The following is a 16,706-nucleotide window of genomic DNA, read 5'->3' as shown; positions in this document are numbered from 1 at the left end:
CGATTAATGAAAAACGTAATTGTTAAAATATTAGTGTTTTCTATGTTACTTACTTTACTTCCTAATATACAATATGTAAAAGCAGATACAGGAATACAAGATAAAGTAACTTCCGTTGATGTAAGTAAAGTGGAATCTGAAGTAAATAAAGAATTAGGAATTGAAGTTTCAAATGAATTAAAGATTAATATAGAAAAAGAAACAGACGAAAAGGTCGTAGTTAATACAACTTTAGACACAACAGATTTATCAGTTTCAACAGATATCGACATGAACCTTGAAACAGGGGGAATTACTGTATTCGGTAAGACGGTTGATGAAAATGGTGAAGAAACCCAACAAAACTTTGATGTTTATGTACAAGAAGTTGAAGGAAATGACTTTATAGCTACATTCGTTGATCAAGAAACAGGAAAAGAATATGAAGTTAATACCCTAAAAGCAAGTGCTTCTATTTGGCCTGTAGTAGTAGCGGCTGTGGCTAGATATGGTATACAATATGCAATAAAAAAGTATGGAAAACAAGCAGTAACTTCAGCAATGAAACAGGTTCCCAAGAGTATAAATAAGGTTGATGATAAATTCCTTAAAAGAAAAGGTATTGATGCTCACGAATTAAAAAGAGACTACTTGGGTAGAAGTGTTAGTATTTCAAAATATGATATCTATGTGGATAAGAAAACAGGAAGACTTTGGATTTACCTAAAAGGTGGAAAAGGAACTCCGATACCAACTGATTCATTTATAAAATAAAAAAATCTAAAGTCATTTGTGAAAAAATGACTTTAGATTTTTAGTTATAATGAATTATAAGTATGAAGTAAAGGATAAAATTTATTATCCTTTACTTCAAATATTAATAGGGATGTGTTAAATAATTTGAGTACATTAATAAATGTAGAACTAGCCATTTTCGGAGAAATATTTAATCCAGAAGAGCTAACTAAACAATTTAATTTAGAACCAACGATGACTTATAAAAAAGGTGACTTTATTAGAGGTAATTCGTTATTTATTCGGGAAGAAACAAACTGGAGTATTGAAACAGGGTATGAAGAATCTCTTAATGCAGAAGAGGTTGTAAAAAAGTTAATTTCCATATTGGAACATAAAAAAAATGAAATAATTAATATGCAAAGTAAACATAATCTAAAATGCAAATTATCTGTTGTTGTAAAAATAGAAAATAATGAAGTCCCTTCTTTATGTTTTGATCAACATACTATTGGTTTTATCAATAGTATTGGTGCGGAAATTGATATTTGTCTATACTTATTGTAAGTCTAGCGGTAGGATTAAAATATTTGTTAAATGATGCAATGTACCTTTGATAGTGTCTGCGATAAAATGTTTGCCCTAAGCATTAAATTGAATTCTACTTCTGATAAAAGATAGGGCCTTCCTTAAGAGGAGGGTTCTTACAAACTAATTGTATAGGTGAAGATGGACAACAGCAACCAGAAAGTAGCTTTTAATATTAATTGAAGATAGTCTCTATGAACGAAATGATTCTACTAGTATTAAAATAAAGAGTCTAACTTTATGGATAAGGAATTGAAGGCTAATACATCGTATAAATATGTAGTAACAGCGGTTGATTTAGCTGGAAATGAATCTAGTAGAAGTGATGTATTGGATGTAACAACAAAGGCAGAGGATTCCACATATGAAAAATGGGATGCGAGAAAAGCATATACTAAAGGTGATAGAGTAGTATATGAGGGGAAAGTGTATAAAGCAGTTCAAGGTTATCAAGGCAATGGTGACACAAATTGGATTTTTGCCCTATCGCTTTGGAAGCCAGTTTTGAGTAAATGATAAGCAGGAAAATGTAGTTAATATTTTTGGATTTTTCTTTGGAAATAAACGGCCGTTCAAAATATAAATTCTCAAATGGTTTAAATGATTTGCAAATAAATTTAATCTCCATCTATTGTTTACGAAATGAAATCGAAAAAGAATCCCAATGGTACTCCATTGGGATTCTTTATTTTCTAATTTGTAATAGCATAAATTTGCACAGTGAATTTGTTAGTGGCACCAATTGGACTTGCGATATAATATTTGGTATTTGTGTAAGCTTCAGTCCTAGATTCATGTGAAATATTTTTCCAACGAATAGAATCAGTACCTAGGGGAACATCAATCATTACATTGAAAGAGATAGTAGAAGGATGATCTTTTTCTGAAGGCACAATAACCCATTTCAATTCTTTGGTACCTACAGGTAAACTATCAATTTTAAAGTTTTGACTGGATCGATTTTTTTGTCCGGATAAAGGACTAGATATGGTTGCTTGTTTTATTTTATTGTAGGAATAATACATGTTTGCATAGGTAGTTTAATTCCTTCATTCATACAATATTATGGAAGAACCCCTGATCAATTAGGCGTTTTAATATTTTTTCAATTTACGGGTTTTTTATTTGGTGTTCTAAGTTCACCCATACTAGTAAGAAAGTATCATTATTTTAAAACAATAACATTAGGTGTTTTAGTAATGTCCATCGTTCTAGGAGGTTTTATATATATTAAAGAATGGGCATATTTAACTGTTATTTGCTTTGTATTAGGGGTTTGTTAGAAACTACGGTGGGTTCCTTTATTATTTCAGCAGAAAGGAATAGTGCTGCTAAATTTAGCATTCTCGAAGTATGGTTTGGGGTTGGGACGCTAGGGTTTCCGTTACTAGTTAATTATATTATAAAATTTTATGAATGGTATTTTATTCTTTATGGGATATTACTATTCTTTATTTTTACACTATTTGTTTGGTACATGTTTGGACGTACAAAATTTCTAAATTTTTCTCCTCAAAATAATGGAAAGGGAGGAGCATCCCTTTCCTCATTTACTCTAAAATTTAAAAGATTACAGTTATATTATTCATTTCACTTTTTGCATTTTTATATGCAGGCATAGAAACTAATCTTGCAAATTTTTTATCTACAATAATGACTCTTACCGAGAATGAATTAATCAGTTCAGTAAGTATATCTTGTTTTTGGCTAGCAATAGTTATAGGAAGAATACTTGTAGGTAAGCTAGCCCATAAATTTAATTATTGGACATATATTACATCTAGTTGCTTTACATTAGTGATTCTTTTATCTCTATTTCCCTTTGTTCGAGGTACAGGTATGTATTTGTTTGTCATCTTCATTATTGGTTTAGTCATAGCGGGTGTTTTTCCAATAACATTAATCATAGATTCCCGTATTATGGAAAATAATATTGATCAAGTGACTAGTCTATTTATCGCATCGGCCAGTTTAGGGGGGCACTAGTATCTTTCTTAATTAGCTGGAGTCTATCATTAAATACTATAACTGTTACTTTTGGGATATTTGCACTTTTTGCATTGAGTCTAGGTTGTATTATTTTAAAAATGAGGAAAATTGCAACTTACGGTAACGAAAGTGCCAAAAAGGTAGAAGGTATGAAAAATTTATAGAAAAAATTTAATAATATGAAAAAGTTAATTTTATTTGGAATTCCTAAAAAAGTTGATAAAGTTAAAAATTCTGTATTTGGGCTTTGTTTTATATATTGTGCTGTGTAATATATAAAACAGAGATACTTCAAAAAAAGATATGCAACAGTGACCAGTTCTCAGGTAATAAAAAGTTATTTTAATTAGCTTTTCAGATTAATCTAAGAGGGGTTTGTTATCGAATGGAGATAAAAATTAGTAAAAAGGATAAGATTGATATCTCTAAAAAATTAAAGTCTTTTTTAGCTGAACAATATTCACTGGAATTGGGTGAATACATAAGCTATGAGTTACTTGAATTCATAATAAAGGAATTAAATCCACATTTTAATCAAGTTACTAGGGATAGGTTGGAAATGCTGTTAAAGAATATAGAGAAAGATATATACAGTCAATAGACTTTATATGAGAATTGAAAAACTATAATATCATTTTTTTTAATTATAAAAGGAAATATGTTACTGAAAAGTAAGGAGACAATCCATTACTTTTCTAAAAAGCAATTAGATCCGTACAATGATGTATTAAAGTGATTCCGAAGGGATTTTGGATGCTGAAGAGAGTACAAGTGAGTTAAAAAAGAAAGGTGCGTAGGCGCCTTTCTTTTTTGAAGGAGATTTTTATATTTTGGGATAGCGCCACATCGCTATCAACTTAAGAAATTAATTGTTCCCTAAAACGAAAAAATAAACTAAATGTCCTTGGTTACCTATGAAAAGAATAAATTTTTGTTTTGGGAGTACTTCAAAATGTTAGCTTGATAGCGATGTGAATGGACCCCCCACTGATTAAAGTTACACTTCATTCCACGCCACTCTCTAAAATAGAAAAAGATACATTTTCACAATCAAGTTCTGCCAACGCGCCGTAAGGTAAAATAAACTTCGGTTCAGTATGGCCGAAATTTAAATTATAAAGAATCGGTAAATCTTCTAAATGATGTTCCTTCATAACTTGCAGTATTTCATGTTTATATTCTTCATAATATTGTTCATCTTTCGGTTTACCGAAGATAATACCTTTTGCTTTTTGCAGAATGCCTTGCGCTGCATAATTTCGTAACCAATACTTTATATAACTTGGTTCTGGATGATCTTCAGAAGTTTCAAAGAAGAGAATACTATCCTCCCAATGTTTTCTCTCAGGCCAAAGCTCCGTTCCTTTTGCAAATTCCAGTACTTCAATGCAACCACCAATTAAGTGCCCTTGTACAGTGGTAGAGCCTTGAAGTAACTCATATCCATTGTTTTGCCGCATTGTACGCTTTGTATCCTTATTTATCTCTATCCATTCTAAACGCTCACTCGTCCATTCATGAGCTGGTTGAATTTCGCCAATCATTTCATTGGAAAAGAGAGTTCGATTTACCATTTCAATTGTATATGGATCCATCTCTACATTTTCAGCAAAATCCGTTAAAATGGCTGGACCGTAAAAAGAGGAAAGACCTGCTTTATGGCAAAATAAATGTGAAATAGTAACGTCAGAGTACCCCATAAAAATTTTCGGGTTTTCACGTATCACATTAAAATCTATATAGGGAAGTAAGCGAATGCTATCTTCACCGCCAATATTCGCAATAATTGCTTTCACGCGGGAATCTTTAAATGCTGTCATTAAGTCTTCTGCACGGGCCTCTGGGTTGTTATAAAGATATTCGCTACCTTTTAAGCTATTTGGCATTGGAATAACAGTAAGACCGAAAACTTCTTCTAATCTTTTTACGCCTTGTTCATAACGCCATCGTATGTCAGAATCACCTGCGCCGCCCCACGAAGGACTTACTGTCGCCACGATATCTCCTGCTTGTAACCTCTTTGGTTTTATTAACATGTTAACTCCGCTCCTACATAATGTAATGGACTACGATTCTACAAACTGTAGCATTGAAAAAATATGATGCATGACATTAGTTTCTTCATCATCAATTCGTTTCCCTGCTGTTATGCAAGAATTTGGCAGTATTGTTGAATATAGAAACAATCGATTTTTATGTAAAAATCACATTATGCATCATTGCATGAGAAAGAGGGTTGCTATTTTTTATAACCTGTAACTATAATAGTTACAGGTTGGTCGTATCCAATCAAAAATAAAATCATCATGAATGGAGATGCTTCATAATGGGTATGAAAAAATTAATTTTAGCAGGTGCTTTAGGAATCACAGCATTATCAGGAACGAATGTACCAGGACTAGAAGTAACAAAAGCGAGTGCAGCTTCTATTGAATCGAATTTCTCGACGTTAGAAGGACGAGTAGTAGAAGTAGATAACGGTGTAATTGTTGTAAAATCTAAGCAATACGAAGAACCTGTTAGCGTATATATAGATTCACTTTCAAACGTGAAAGTAGGAGATGAAGTAAAAGCTACTGGATCTATGATGCGTAATTTTACAGAATATATGGTTGCAACTGCAATTGAAAATACAACAAACAAGTTAGGGATGCATATGAAAGAAGATGGCTCACCTGATTATGTAATTGGAGAAGTAGCAAAAGTAGGAACGATGAAAGATGAGGGAGTCGGTGCTACTAAATATGTCGTAGTGGAGTATCCATCGCTAAACGGGAAGAAAGTGATTATTGATGTTTTCCTAACAAAGGGACAAGTATTTAATACGGGTGAGAAAGTAAAAATTGATATGAAGTATGTAGGCTGGGGCGGAAGTTCTATTAATTGGAACACAGTTGATCATATCGAAAAGGTTTATGACGTAAAGAGCAACGTTGAAAATAATGATGATGTTTGGATTTGGTCTTAATTAGACTTCTGTAAATAATAAATGTATCATGTAGTACTCAGCAAATGGTCGCGTGTATGACAATTTGCTGAGTACTTTTTTCTTTATTTTATATTTGGGGCTAAGGTACATCATTGTATCTATAATAATTTTTAAAATCCGGGTATACAGTTGAATCGAATAAACCTATACAGACAAGTGTTTTCAAGTAATGCTTATGCATTGATTTTATTCAAAACTGCTACTCTATTCGTCGTAAATAATAGATAATTTTGTTTTACGGTTTTGATTAAAATTCGATCTGTTGTAGCATATGCTGTTCCAATTCGGATTACGTTTTCTTCTTCTACACCAGCATAAGTTTCATCTTCTGTAACTTCAATAATATCACTTAATGGAATTTGAACCTTAGCTAGTTGCCATGAAATAATTAATTCTTCATCTGTTTTTTTGACATCGATACCTAGCATGTTATCAAAACCTTTCTGTATTAAAATACCACTATTAATTTCATTATACAGATTTAAAGGTTTTATTTCTATTGTGAAATTTGATTTTTCACAAGGTATCGTACTACGAACAAAAAAGGGTATCCACTGGCACCTGCAATCTTTCGGCAATGAAGACAATCTTTTTTATTTTGTAAATTTTTGAGAATAAGGGAATTCCGATTAGAATATGATGTTTAAATCGGAGCGAATTTAAAAAATACAATAATGAAAGAGGTGTTTATATATGGAGCGAGATGAGAAGTATTTACGAGCTAAAAAAAGGGTGGAGAATTTAAAAGCGTTTTATATTCATTTAACGGTGTATATACTAGTTAACTTAATGCTTTTTTTCATAAATATAAGTTCTGATTCAAGTAAATTATGGTTTTTATATCCACTTGGAGGTTGGGGGATTGGTATCGTTATACACGGTTTAACAACTTTTCCATTTGGGATATTCGGAAAAGAGTGGGAGGAACGAAAGATTAAAGAGTATATGGAGAAAGATAAGTGAAAAAACCAGAGATTTATGAATATAAATCTCTGTGAGCACACGCTTGAGGCGAAGCCTATTCTATAGCTTCGCCTATTTGTTTTGTACTCGAAGTTCATGCGAGTACGTGTTCCTATTCGGTTTTTAGCATGAATGGCATGTGAAATCAAAACTATCTTTGTAGTACATAATAAATACAGTTGTAATATTTTTTTAATTACATGTGGATAGAGGATAAAGTTGATTTATCATCCTATATTAAAATAAAAATAAACCACTGTTCGATTTGAATATTCCACGATATAATGGTGAGAGTTTATATCTGAAGAAATATTTGCATAAGAAGTGAGGTACTATATGAAAAAAAGAACGACAGACATTATTTTTATTATTATTGGTGCATTCCTTTTTGCTTTAGGTGTCAATTTATTTGTTATTCCGAACGAATTTGGTGAGGGCGGGGTAACAGGTATCACGATTATTACGTACTACTTATTTGAGTGGTCACCAGGTTTAGTCAATTTAATTTTAAATGCGATTTTGTTAATAGTCGGCTATAAATTTTTAAATAAGATCACAACGATTTATACGATTATCGCTGTAGTTACGAACTCGCTATTTCTTCATTTAACAGAAGGATGGACGATTACTTCAGATGAAATGCTGGTAAATGCTATTTTCGGTGGAATATTTATCGGGTGCGGGATTGGTCTTATCATTCGCGTTGGTGGAACGACAGCAGGAACTACGATCTTAGCGAGGATGACACATAAATACTTAGGCTGGAGCATTAGTTACGGTCTACTGTTCTTTGATTTAATCGTTGCGTTTTCATCTTATTTCATCATTGGTGCAGAAAAACTGATGCTGACAATTATTATGTTATATGTAGGAACGAAAGTAATGGAATTTGTAATTGAAGGTTTAAATCCGAAAAAGGCCATTACGATTATTTCGGATAAACCGGATGAAATTGCCGGGAAGGTGACAACCTTAATGGGCAGAGGAGTTACCGTGTATTCAGGTCATGGCTATTACACGAAAACGCCGAAGGACATTCTTTACGTTGTTATTAATAAGCAAGAAGTAGTGAAACTAAAGAGGATTGTTCAAACTACAGATCCGGCTGCGTTCATCGCTATACACGACGTTCGTGATGTATTCGGAGAAGGATTTGTTGATATTTCTAAGGCTTAAAAGTTGTTTTTGATTAAAATAATCTTAATACTGAAACGTGAGAATCTATTTTGAATCATCTGTTTTCAAAATAGATTCTTTTTCTTGCAAAAAATCTAATTGTTTTTTAATGTAGTGATGTATAAGGATGAACAAGAGAGGGTTTAATGAAGATGATACATATTTTATTAGCTGATGATGATAAGCATATTAGAGAGTTGTTACATTACCATTTACAAAAAGAGGGATTTAAAGTTTTTGAAGCAGAAGATGGAAAGGTAGCGCAAGAAGTATTAGAGAAGGAAAATATTCATCTTGCGATCGTAGACATTATGATGCCGTTCGTTGATGGTTATACGTTATGTGAAGAAATTCGTAAGTATCATGATATTCCTGTTATTTTATTAACGGCGAAAGATCAGTTAGTCGATAAAGAAAGAGGATTTATTTCTGGTACAGACGATTATATCGTAAAACCATTTGAACCAGCTGAAGTCATTTTTCGTATGAAAGCATTATTGCGCCGTTATCAAATGCTGAGTGCGGACATAATTACACTTCACGGGACGACAATTGATCGTAAAGGTGTTGAAGTAAAGTGTAACGGGCAGACGATTTTGCTTCCATTAAAGGAATTTGAATTATTATCACAATTAGCTAGTTATCCTGGGAGAACATTTTCAAGAGAAGAGTTAATTGAGTTAGTATGGGGAATGGATTTTGAAGGGGATGAACGAACGGTTGACGTTCATGTGAAAAGGCTCCGAGATCGTTTCTCCAAACGAACGGATGATTTTCAAATTACAACAGTGCGCGGACTCGGTTATAAGTTGGAGTTGAAATAAAATGAAATCATTATACTCTAGATTTGTTTTTATGACGGTCGGTATTATGCTACTTAGTAGTATTATTGGCTTTTTATTAACGAACGTATATTATCAAGTGAAGTTAAAACCGTATAACAGTGAGAAGATTTTAACGTATGCGGAAGAAGTTAAGTCATTATATGAAAAGCAAAGTGAAGGAAATCAAGAGGCATATTTACATTCTATCGCAAAATTAGGATATGAAATTTATATTGTCGATGATCAAAAGAATGGAAAGCGTATCGGTAATGCGTTTCGTAAGACGACAATAAGTGATGATACCGTCCGTAAAGTGTTGAATGGCGAAACGTTTAATGGTGTTTCCACATATCCGACTCGCCTATTTATTACCGGTTTTTTCGATAATGAATTAATAAATAGTGTCGGTGTACCGGTAAAGCACGGTGATAAACAGTACGCTTTATTTATTCGTCCCGATATTCAGAACCAATTTGGCGAGATGCGAATTTTCTTAGCGGTATTACTTGGGTTTATCGTACTATTAAGCATTATCTTTATAGCAATTGCCGCAGGATATATCGTTCGTCCCATTCGTAAATTTACGAAGGCTACGCAAAAAATTGCGAGTGGGGAATATGAAATTGAATTAGACGTAAAACGAAAAGATGAAATAGGCACATTATCTACAAGTTTCCAAAAGATGACGAAAAGTATAAAAGAGTTAGATGAAATGAGACAAGAATTCGTTTCGAACGTTTCACATGAATTCCAGTCGCCGCTTTCTTCTATACAAGGTTTTTCGAAAACATTGCAAACAGAAAAGATGAGTGAAGAAGAAAGAAATCATTACTTACAAATTATTGAAGGTGAAAGTAAGCGAATGTCTAGTTTATGTAAACAATTACTTACGCTAGCTTCTTTAGATAAAGAAGAGAAAGTATTACAAATAAAAGAATTCAATTTGCAAAAACAAATTAAAGACGTCATCTTTATGCTGGAATGGAAATGGCGTGAAAAAGATATCGCTGTTGAGTTTGATGTGCCGGACATTACAATACAAGGTGATGAAAACTTACTTCATCAAGTATGGAGTAATATCTTTACGAATAGCATTAAATTTTCAAACGATGGTGGGACCATCGAGTTTTTCGTCGAAGAGTTAGAGTCTAGCGTTATAATCTCTATATCCGATAACGGAATCGGTATGGAGCAAGAAGAAATGGATCGTATTTTTGATCGTTTTTATAAGGTGGATACAGCAAGAGCAAGAAACGTAGAAGGTAGCGGTTTAGGGTTATCGATTGTGCAGAAGATTGTTGAACTGCATCATGGAAACGTTTCAGTGTATAGTACGAAAGGGGAAGGGACGACTGTTCGAGTTGAGCTTCCAAAATAGAGGGAAGAGGCTGTTTGGGAACGGCCTCTTTTTTGTTCGTTAGTCTATGTGTAAAGTGAAAAGAGTTGTTTTAAAGATGTGAGTAATCCTATTCCATAATTGGACTTGTTTGTAGAATAAGATTAGGAGGAAGTTTATTTGAAAATGTAGAATCTCTACAGAGTTATAAGGATTTTATTGAAACTTTCGCTATTTAGGGAGGAAATTATTTTGAAACGAATTGACTTGTTATTAAATAAACTAGATTCAACATTCGATAAAGAGAGTTGGTATGCACCGTTTAAACATGCTATAGAAGGACTTACAGCCGAACAGGCTATGTGGAAACCATCTAGTGAGGAAACGAATACCATTTGGGAGAACGTTAATCATCTCATTTATTACAAAGAGAGGCTTGCTGCCAACTTGGAAGGCCGTGAATGGACACATAACCTTGATGGAAATGAGACATTTTATCTTACTAAGCAATCTAATGATGATATGGAATGGAAGAAAGTCGTTGAACGTTCTGAAGATGCTCAACATAATTTAAGACAGGTATTAAGTGCAATTTCCGAAAGAGAGCTTGAGCAAAATTCACTAGAGGGGAAATTACTGGATATCATGCTTCATGATGCTTATCATACAGGACAAATTATTCAATTAAGGAAAATGCAGGGGGCTTGGCCATCAAAGCGTTAACTGCCGTTTTGGTGCTTTTGTTGAATAAAATTTAGATATTCAAACGACTTTATTATTATATTTTTAACCCCGTCCCAAATTTAGAACGGGGTTATGTTTGCTTGCTATAAAGCAGCACCTTTCCCGCGCTCCTCCTTAAACTGCACCCCAAAAGTATCCGCTGTAATCTCATCAGCTTTCGGCAATGCTCGTAATTTCGGATGAAGTAGCCATACGAGAGAAATAAATAAAATCCCGATGCTAGCGAGCGCGAAAATGAGTTGGCTACTAAATACATTTGCAGTGTATCCGCCAATTAAAGAACCGATCGGCATAGCAATTGTACTCATACTTCGCATGACTGAATTGATGCGGCCAATATATTGATTTGGAATTACAATTTGGCTAATTGTCGCAAATAATATGTTGGTTGCACCAATTGGAATCCAAGCTAGGCCGAATAAGAGAATAGATAGCCATTGAAACGGTACGATTGTAGAGAGAAACCAAAAGGTAGCGCCAGTCGCAAAGCCAATAATAGAGACACGGCCAACATTACGTTTACCAACCCATGAACTGAATAATGCACCGATGAGACTACCTGCTGATATAGCAGCTAAGAAGAAGCCATATGACTTCACGCCCCCTAAAGAATCAGCGAAAGAAGGGAGTATGGCCATCGTCATACCAATTGAAAAATTAGCGACAACGGAACCGATTAAGAATACGCCCATTAAGGAACGGAAGACGATTGAAAAACCTTCTTTTAAATCAGAGAAATATTGTTTAGTTGAAAGTGTTGTACCTGTTTCGGTTTGCTTTGGTATTTTCAATGAAAAGAACAAAAGGGCAGTAATCGCGAATGTGAAAGAGTCAATTACATATAAAGTGATCGTGCCAAATAGTGCTACTAATATTCCAGAAAGCGTCGTACAAATTAAATCAATGCCTTGATACGCAAATGAGAAGAGAGAGTTTCCTTTTAATAATTGTGTTTTATGCAGTAGAAGTGGTAAAGCTTTTGACTGTGCAGGATAGGCGAATTGTTCGATAAAGGCTACGATGGGCATGATGATGAGTAGTAGTTGGACTGTTAATAGGTCGAAGTAGTGTGTAATAGGAATGATTAATATAAGAATGCATTGCAAAACTTGTGTAATGACGAGGGTGTTTTTAATTGGCCATCTATCAACGAATGGGCCGGTAAGAAATTGTAATGCAGAAGGTAGTAACGTAAGGAAACCAGCCAATCCAGAATAAAAAGGATTACCACTTAGTTTATATACGAGCCACATCGCGGCTACATAATACAAGCTATCTCCTATGTTTGTAAAAATTCTCCCTAAAAATAATAAGAGGAAATTCCGGTTTTTCAATATGTCCATTTAATCTACTCCTTTATAATAAAGTGAAACTTTAATCAGTGGGAGGTTCATCCCCACTGATTATCAGCCCCCACCAATCGGACGTTTACGGGCAGTTAATCTCCCACTTAACTTCTTTTTTTAGTTGAATTTTGAGGTTAGAGTTTTACTGCCCGTTAATGTCGGATAAATTTATTCGGTAAAATAAATTTGACCGTCTCAGTAAAAAAAATCGTATTACGATTTTTCTTCTTCTTTAACAAATTGTTGCATTGTTCTCTCTGCGATTTGAAGTGCAGTAGTAGAAATATAATAAGGTTTACTATTCGGATCTTTATCTGCACCTTTTGTGATTTCGTTTAATTCAGCCATCAATTGATGAAATTTTTTCACCCACACTTGAAATTGTTCTGGCGTAGCATCAAACTCCCAGCAGGATGAAACGTAATTCCACTTAGCTGGGTCTTCACTTGCATTTCGTAATGTAAAAGCTTCTTCTGGTGCAGCGAGAATTTGGCTTTTTGTTCTTTCTATCATTTGTAAAAATATTTGGCGACCCGATTCGCTTACTATTTCTAAATGAGGTAATAGATCTGCGGCAGGGGTAAAGCCTTTCGCGACAGATTGATAAAACTTTTGAACGATGCCATTCTTTTCTTCTGTATAAACGATCTCTATAAGACCATTCTTTTCTAATTCTTTTAAATGATAATGAATTTTCGCCCTTGAAATGCCGAATTTCTCAGATAGTAATTGTCCGGTATAAGGACGTTCGCATAGACGTATCATCATTTCGGCACGTAGTGGATCGCTTAATGCTTTTAGTTGACTATAAGTAGTTAGTGTTAATACGGGCTTCAACATGATCAACTCCTTTAATAAAATTACTCGGTCAAGATTATTTGACTGAATTGTATCAAGGATTTCAATTATTTTCAATACTTTCTGAAAATTGAATCTTAAACTCTGTAATCTTCTGTTCATATTCCGTTCATATTTCTTTTTTATGATAAGTGCATAGAAAGAAAGAGGAAGGAGCGAGCGAAATGTTTTTAGCTCTGCGTGAATTAAAACAATCAAAATTAAGATACGGATTAATCGGATTGATTATGGTGTTATTATCATTTTTAGTCCTTGTGATTTCAGGATTAGCAAATGGATTATCATATGATAATGCTTCATCGATTCAAAATATGGAGGCAAACAAGTTCGTTTTAGCAGATGATGCGGAAAATAAATTACTTCGTTCACAAATTAAGAAAGACGATGTAGATAATGTAGTAAATCAAGTAGGAGAGAAAGAGGCAGTCCCGTTTCGTGTGAAAGTTTCAACGTATGAAAAGAAAGATAGTTCGAAAAAGGTTGATATCGCTATTTTCTCAAGTGAACGCGATACATTTTTAGAACCGAACATTGTAAAAGGTGAGAAATTAGGTACAGCAAATAACGAAATGGTTGCTGACGAATCGATTAAAGAGAAGGGAATCGATATTGGAGATACAATTATCGATCCTGTTTCAAAGAAAGAATTTACAATCGTTGGATTTACGAAAGATCAAATGTTTAGCCATACACCAGTCGTTTATGTAAATGAAGACGTTTGGGGTGCTATTACACAACCAAACCAAAAAGATTATAGCGCGATTGCACTTAATACAGATAAAGAGATTAAAAATGCTCACGTTATCGATAAAAAAGAAGTACTGCAAAGTATTCCAGGATTTAAAGAAGAGCAAGGAACATTAACGATGATCATTGCATTCTTACTTGTAATCGCTGCTTTATTAATCGGTGTATTCTTCTACGTCATTACACTGCAAAAAACACAGCAATTAGGTGTATTAAAAGCAATCGGTACAAAGAACTCGTATTTAGCAAATAGCTTAGTCGTGCAGGCGTTATTCTTATCAGTCGTTGCGATGGTAATCAGTATCGTTCTTGTACAAGGATTAGAACAAATTTTACCAGCAGGTATGCCGTTCTTATTAACAACACCGATGATTGCACAATATGCAGCAATCTTTATCGTCATTAGTATTTTAGGAACACTTATTTCGTTATACCAAGTATTAAAAGTTGATGCGCTAGAAGCAATTGGAGGCGGGATGTAATGACTTCATTATTAAAATTAGACAAAGTAAGTAAAGTGTATGGAGAAGGGAATACGGAAGTAACAGCCCTTCATCCGATATCACTTGATGTGAAAGCTGGAGAATTTATCGGAATCGTCGGTCCTTCTGGATCAGGAAAAAGTACGTTATTATCAATCGCGGGTGCACTATTATCACCGTCAAAAGGGGATATTTACATTCGTGAGCAAAATATTACACAGTTATCAGAAAAGGAAATGACAGATATTCGTTTGAAAAAAATCGGTTTCATTTTCCAGTTCGCAAACCTTGTTCCATATTTAAATGTGAAGGAACAGTTACTTTACATTGCAAAGCTGAAAAAAGAAAGTAAACAAGAATCAGAAAAGCGCGCGGATCATTTATTAGCGGCATTTGGATTAGGAGAAAGAAAAAATCATTATCCAAATCAACTATCTGGTGGGGAAAAACAAAGGGTAGCAATTGCTCGTGCGTTCATGAACAACCCAGATTTAATATTAGCGGATGAGCCAACGGCAAGCTTAGACTCAAAACGCGCACGTGAAGTTGTTGAAATGATGAAACGTGAAGTGAAAGAGAGCCAAAAAGCAGCCATTATGATTACACATGATGAAAGAATGCTTGATGTATGTGATCGTATATTGACGCTTCGAGATGGACAATTAATATAAAGAAAAAGGCCAACCGTACATGCGGTTGGCCTTTGTATAATTATTTCTAATAAGTATAATGGCTTTATTTTGAGAATAACGTTTTAATTTTATTGCGCGCAACTAATAAAACGCCGCTTAAAACAGATAACATACCTAAAGCCATATTATTTGATTGCTCACTACCAGCGTTAGGGAGTTCTCTAGCATTATTGTTTGCATTTGTAGTACCAGTTTTTGTTTCTGTTTGTTTCGATTGAGATACTTCATTGATCTTGTTATCTACATTTTGCTTCGTTGTATGTAACTCAGCTAATTTGTCATCAATTTTTTTCTCAGTATGTTTAAAGTCGTTGATTTTAATATCTAAGTCTTGTTTTTTCTTTGATAAATCGTCTGAAACAGTTTGTTTCGATTGCTTAATCTCGTTAATTTTATTGATTAAATCTTGTCTAGCTTCTTGTAATGCAGCTAGTTTGTTTTTCACATCTTGTTTAGCTAGTTCTAAGTTAGCGGAAAGGCTATCTAAATTGCCTTTAATTTTCTTAAGTTCCTCTAACGTGTTACCAGTATTCGGTTTGTTTTCTTTTAGCTCAGCAAGTTTGTCCTCAGCAGTTTGTTTCGCTTTCTTTAACTCAGCTAACTTTTCATCGACTTGTTTTTTAACTTCCTTAAGTTCATTAACCTTTTGATCGATGTTCTCTTTATGTTGTTTCATTTCATTCACTTTTTCATCGACAGTTTGTTTATGTTCTTTAATCTCATTAACCTTATTATCGATATTTTGCTTATGTTCTTTCACTTCAGCAACTTTATCTTCTACTTGTTTTTTATGCTCTTTTATTTCCGCGATTTTATCTTCGGCGATTTGTTTATCTTGCTGAAGTTTTGCATCGAACTCTTCTTTACGTTGCTTCATTTCGTTAATTTTTTCATCGGCAACTTGTTTACGCTCGTGTAGTTCATTCACCTTCGTATCAACATTTTCCTTAACTTTGTTAAGTTCATTCAATGTTTGATCCACGTTTTCTTTGTGTTGCTGCAATTTCGCATCTAACTCTTGTTTATGTTGCTTAATTTCAGCTAATCGATCTCCCGTACTTTGCTGAGGAGTAGCATCAGTTACTTCCGCATGAACAGAGTTTGCGCCAGCAATCATTGCTAAAGCTAGTGTAGACGCAGCGATTGTTTGTTTTGTTTTCATATTTTTGTACCTCTTTTCTTTCATATGCATGAGCTGTTTTGTGTAAAATTGAGCATATAGAAGTAGATTATTTTATCATTATATACTATGTTAGGC

16 protein-coding genes and 4 pseudogenes are annotated in these 16,706 nt (G+C 33.8%); 14 read left to right on the top strand and 6 right to left on the bottom strand.

Annotation, left to right across the window (positions count from 1 at the left end; translation table 11 throughout):
• Positions 1-6 precede the first annotated feature (6 nt).
• The 3 genes and pseudogenes from AC2CGR_RS11155 to AC2CGR_RS11145 form a co-directional block, all read left to right on the top strand.
• The gene (locus AC2CGR_RS11155) at positions 7-753 is read left to right on the top strand and encodes an SAR2788 family putative toxin (RefSeq protein ID WP_000800054.1); all 747 of its coding nucleotides are present in this window, start codon (positions 7-9) and stop codon (positions 751-753) included.
• A gap of 126 nt (positions 754-879) precedes the next feature.
• Entirely contained in the window at positions 880-1,281 is a 402-nt protein-coding gene (locus tag AC2CGR_RS11150; protein ID WP_000105602.1) for a DUF4279 domain-containing protein, read from the top strand.
• A 252-nt stretch (positions 1,282-1,533) separates the two neighbouring features.
• Positions 1,534-1,818: pseudogene (locus tag AC2CGR_RS11145) on the top strand (carbohydrate-binding protein); the annotation flags it as partial.
• 176 nt (positions 1,819-1,994) lie between these two features.
• Here the strand turns inward: AC2CGR_RS11145 and AC2CGR_RS11140 are convergent.
• Positions 1,995-2,297: pseudogene (locus AC2CGR_RS11140) on the bottom strand (hypothetical protein); the annotation flags it as partial.
• Between the two features lie 36 nt (positions 2,298-2,333).
• On the opposite strand from AC2CGR_RS11140, the pseudogene AC2CGR_RS11135 reads away from it, so the two are divergent.
• The 3 genes and pseudogenes from AC2CGR_RS11135 to AC2CGR_RS11125 form a co-directional block, all read left to right on the top strand.
• A pseudogene (locus AC2CGR_RS11135) lies at positions 2,334-3,455 on the top strand (MFS transporter).
• A gap of 221 nt (positions 3,456-3,676) precedes the next feature.
• Complete coding sequence (locus AC2CGR_RS11130; RefSeq protein WP_000403244.1) at positions 3,677-3,892, top strand: DUF2164 family protein; 216 nt, start codon at positions 3,677-3,679, stop codon at positions 3,890-3,892.
• A gap of 24 nt (positions 3,893-3,916) precedes the next feature.
• A pseudogene (locus AC2CGR_RS11125) lies at positions 3,917-4,027 on the top strand (HXXEE domain-containing protein); the annotation flags it as partial.
• Positions 4,028-4,295: 268 nt separating this feature from the next.
• Here AC2CGR_RS11125 and AC2CGR_RS11120 read toward each other — a convergent pair.
• A complete protein-coding gene (locus AC2CGR_RS11120) occupies positions 4,296-5,327 on the bottom strand; it encodes a S66 family peptidase (RefSeq protein WP_484480822.1) in 1,032 nt (343 codons plus the stop codon).
• 290 nt (positions 5,328-5,617) lie between these two features.
• Here AC2CGR_RS11120 and AC2CGR_RS11115 point away from each other — a divergent pair, with 290 nt between their 5' ends.
• Entirely contained in the window at positions 5,618-6,259 is a 642-nt protein-coding gene (locus AC2CGR_RS11115) for an ATP F0F1 synthase subunit alpha (RefSeq protein WP_087964588.1), read from the top strand.
• A 194-nt stretch (positions 6,260-6,453) separates the two neighbouring features.
• Here AC2CGR_RS11115 and AC2CGR_RS11110 read toward each other — a convergent pair whose 3' ends face one another.
• On the bottom strand, positions 6,454-6,708 hold the full coding sequence (locus AC2CGR_RS11110; protein ID WP_029438938.1) for a SunI/YnzG family protein: 255 nt from the start codon (positions 6,706-6,708) through the stop codon (positions 6,454-6,456).
• 265 nt (positions 6,709-6,973) lie between these two features.
• Between AC2CGR_RS11110 and AC2CGR_RS11105 the strand changes: the two genes are divergently transcribed.
• From AC2CGR_RS11105 to AC2CGR_RS11085, 5 genes are all read left to right on the top strand, one after another.
• Positions 6,974-7,243 (top strand): 2TM domain-containing protein, encoded by a 270-nt coding sequence (locus AC2CGR_RS11105; RefSeq protein ID WP_029438937.1) that lies wholly within the window; start codon positions 6,974-6,976, stop codon positions 7,241-7,243.
• A 336-nt stretch (positions 7,244-7,579) separates the two neighbouring features.
• The gene (locus tag AC2CGR_RS11100; RefSeq protein WP_087964589.1) at positions 7,580-8,419 is read left to right on the top strand and encodes a YitT family protein; all 840 of its coding nucleotides are present in this window, start codon (positions 7,580-7,582) and stop codon (positions 8,417-8,419) included.
• Positions 8,420-8,565: 146 nt separating this feature from the next.
• Positions 8,566-9,243: a response regulator transcription factor gene (locus AC2CGR_RS11095; protein WP_000781968.1), complete on the top strand. Its 678-nt coding sequence runs from the start codon at positions 8,566-8,568 to the stop codon at positions 9,241-9,243.
• A gap of 1 nt (position 9,244) precedes the next feature.
• Complete coding sequence (locus tag AC2CGR_RS11090; protein ID WP_087964590.1) at positions 9,245-10,621, top strand: sensor histidine kinase; 1,377 nt, start codon at positions 9,245-9,247, stop codon at positions 10,619-10,621.
• A 210-nt stretch (positions 10,622-10,831) separates the two neighbouring features.
• Complete coding sequence (locus AC2CGR_RS11085; RefSeq protein ID WP_000820997.1) at positions 10,832-11,302, top strand: DinB family protein; 471 nt, start codon at positions 10,832-10,834, stop codon at positions 11,300-11,302.
• Positions 11,303-11,406: 104 nt separating this feature from the next.
• On the opposite strand, the gene AC2CGR_RS11080 is transcribed toward AC2CGR_RS11085, so the two are convergent.
• Entirely contained in the window at positions 11,407-12,666 is a 1,260-nt protein-coding gene (locus tag AC2CGR_RS11080; protein ID WP_087964591.1) for an MFS transporter, read from the bottom strand.
• A 216-nt stretch (positions 12,667-12,882) separates the two neighbouring features.
• Positions 12,883-13,506, bottom strand: coding sequence for an ArsR/SmtB family transcription factor (locus AC2CGR_RS11075; RefSeq protein WP_087964656.1), 624 nt, complete (start codon positions 13,504-13,506; stop codon positions 12,883-12,885).
• 185 nt (positions 13,507-13,691) lie between these two features.
• On the opposite strand from AC2CGR_RS11075, the gene AC2CGR_RS11070 reads away from it, so the two are divergent.
• Positions 13,692-14,756, top strand: a complete 1,065-nt coding sequence (locus AC2CGR_RS11070; protein ID WP_087964592.1) for an ABC transporter permease — start codon at positions 13,692-13,694, stop codon at positions 14,754-14,756.
• Positions 14,756-15,427, top strand: coding sequence for an ABC transporter ATP-binding protein (locus AC2CGR_RS11065; protein WP_000202597.1), 672 nt, complete (start codon positions 14,756-14,758; stop codon positions 15,425-15,427). The genes AC2CGR_RS11070 and AC2CGR_RS11065 overlap by 1 nt, the downstream gene beginning before the upstream one ends.
• A 64-nt stretch (positions 15,428-15,491) precedes the next feature.
• On the opposite strand, the gene AC2CGR_RS11060 is transcribed toward AC2CGR_RS11065, so the two are convergent.
• Positions 15,492-16,610: an LPXTG cell wall anchor domain-containing protein gene (locus AC2CGR_RS11060; RefSeq protein ID WP_484480821.1), complete on the bottom strand. Its 1,119-nt coding sequence runs from the start codon at positions 16,608-16,610 to the stop codon at positions 15,492-15,494.
• Positions 16,611-16,706 lie beyond the last annotated feature (96 nt).

The sequence above is a fragment of the Bacillus sp. LSHTCR4 genome, from assembly GCF_057197025.1.
The sequence above is the reverse complement of the archived record's forward strand: the minus strand, read 5'-3'. Positions and strand labels throughout refer to the sequence as shown.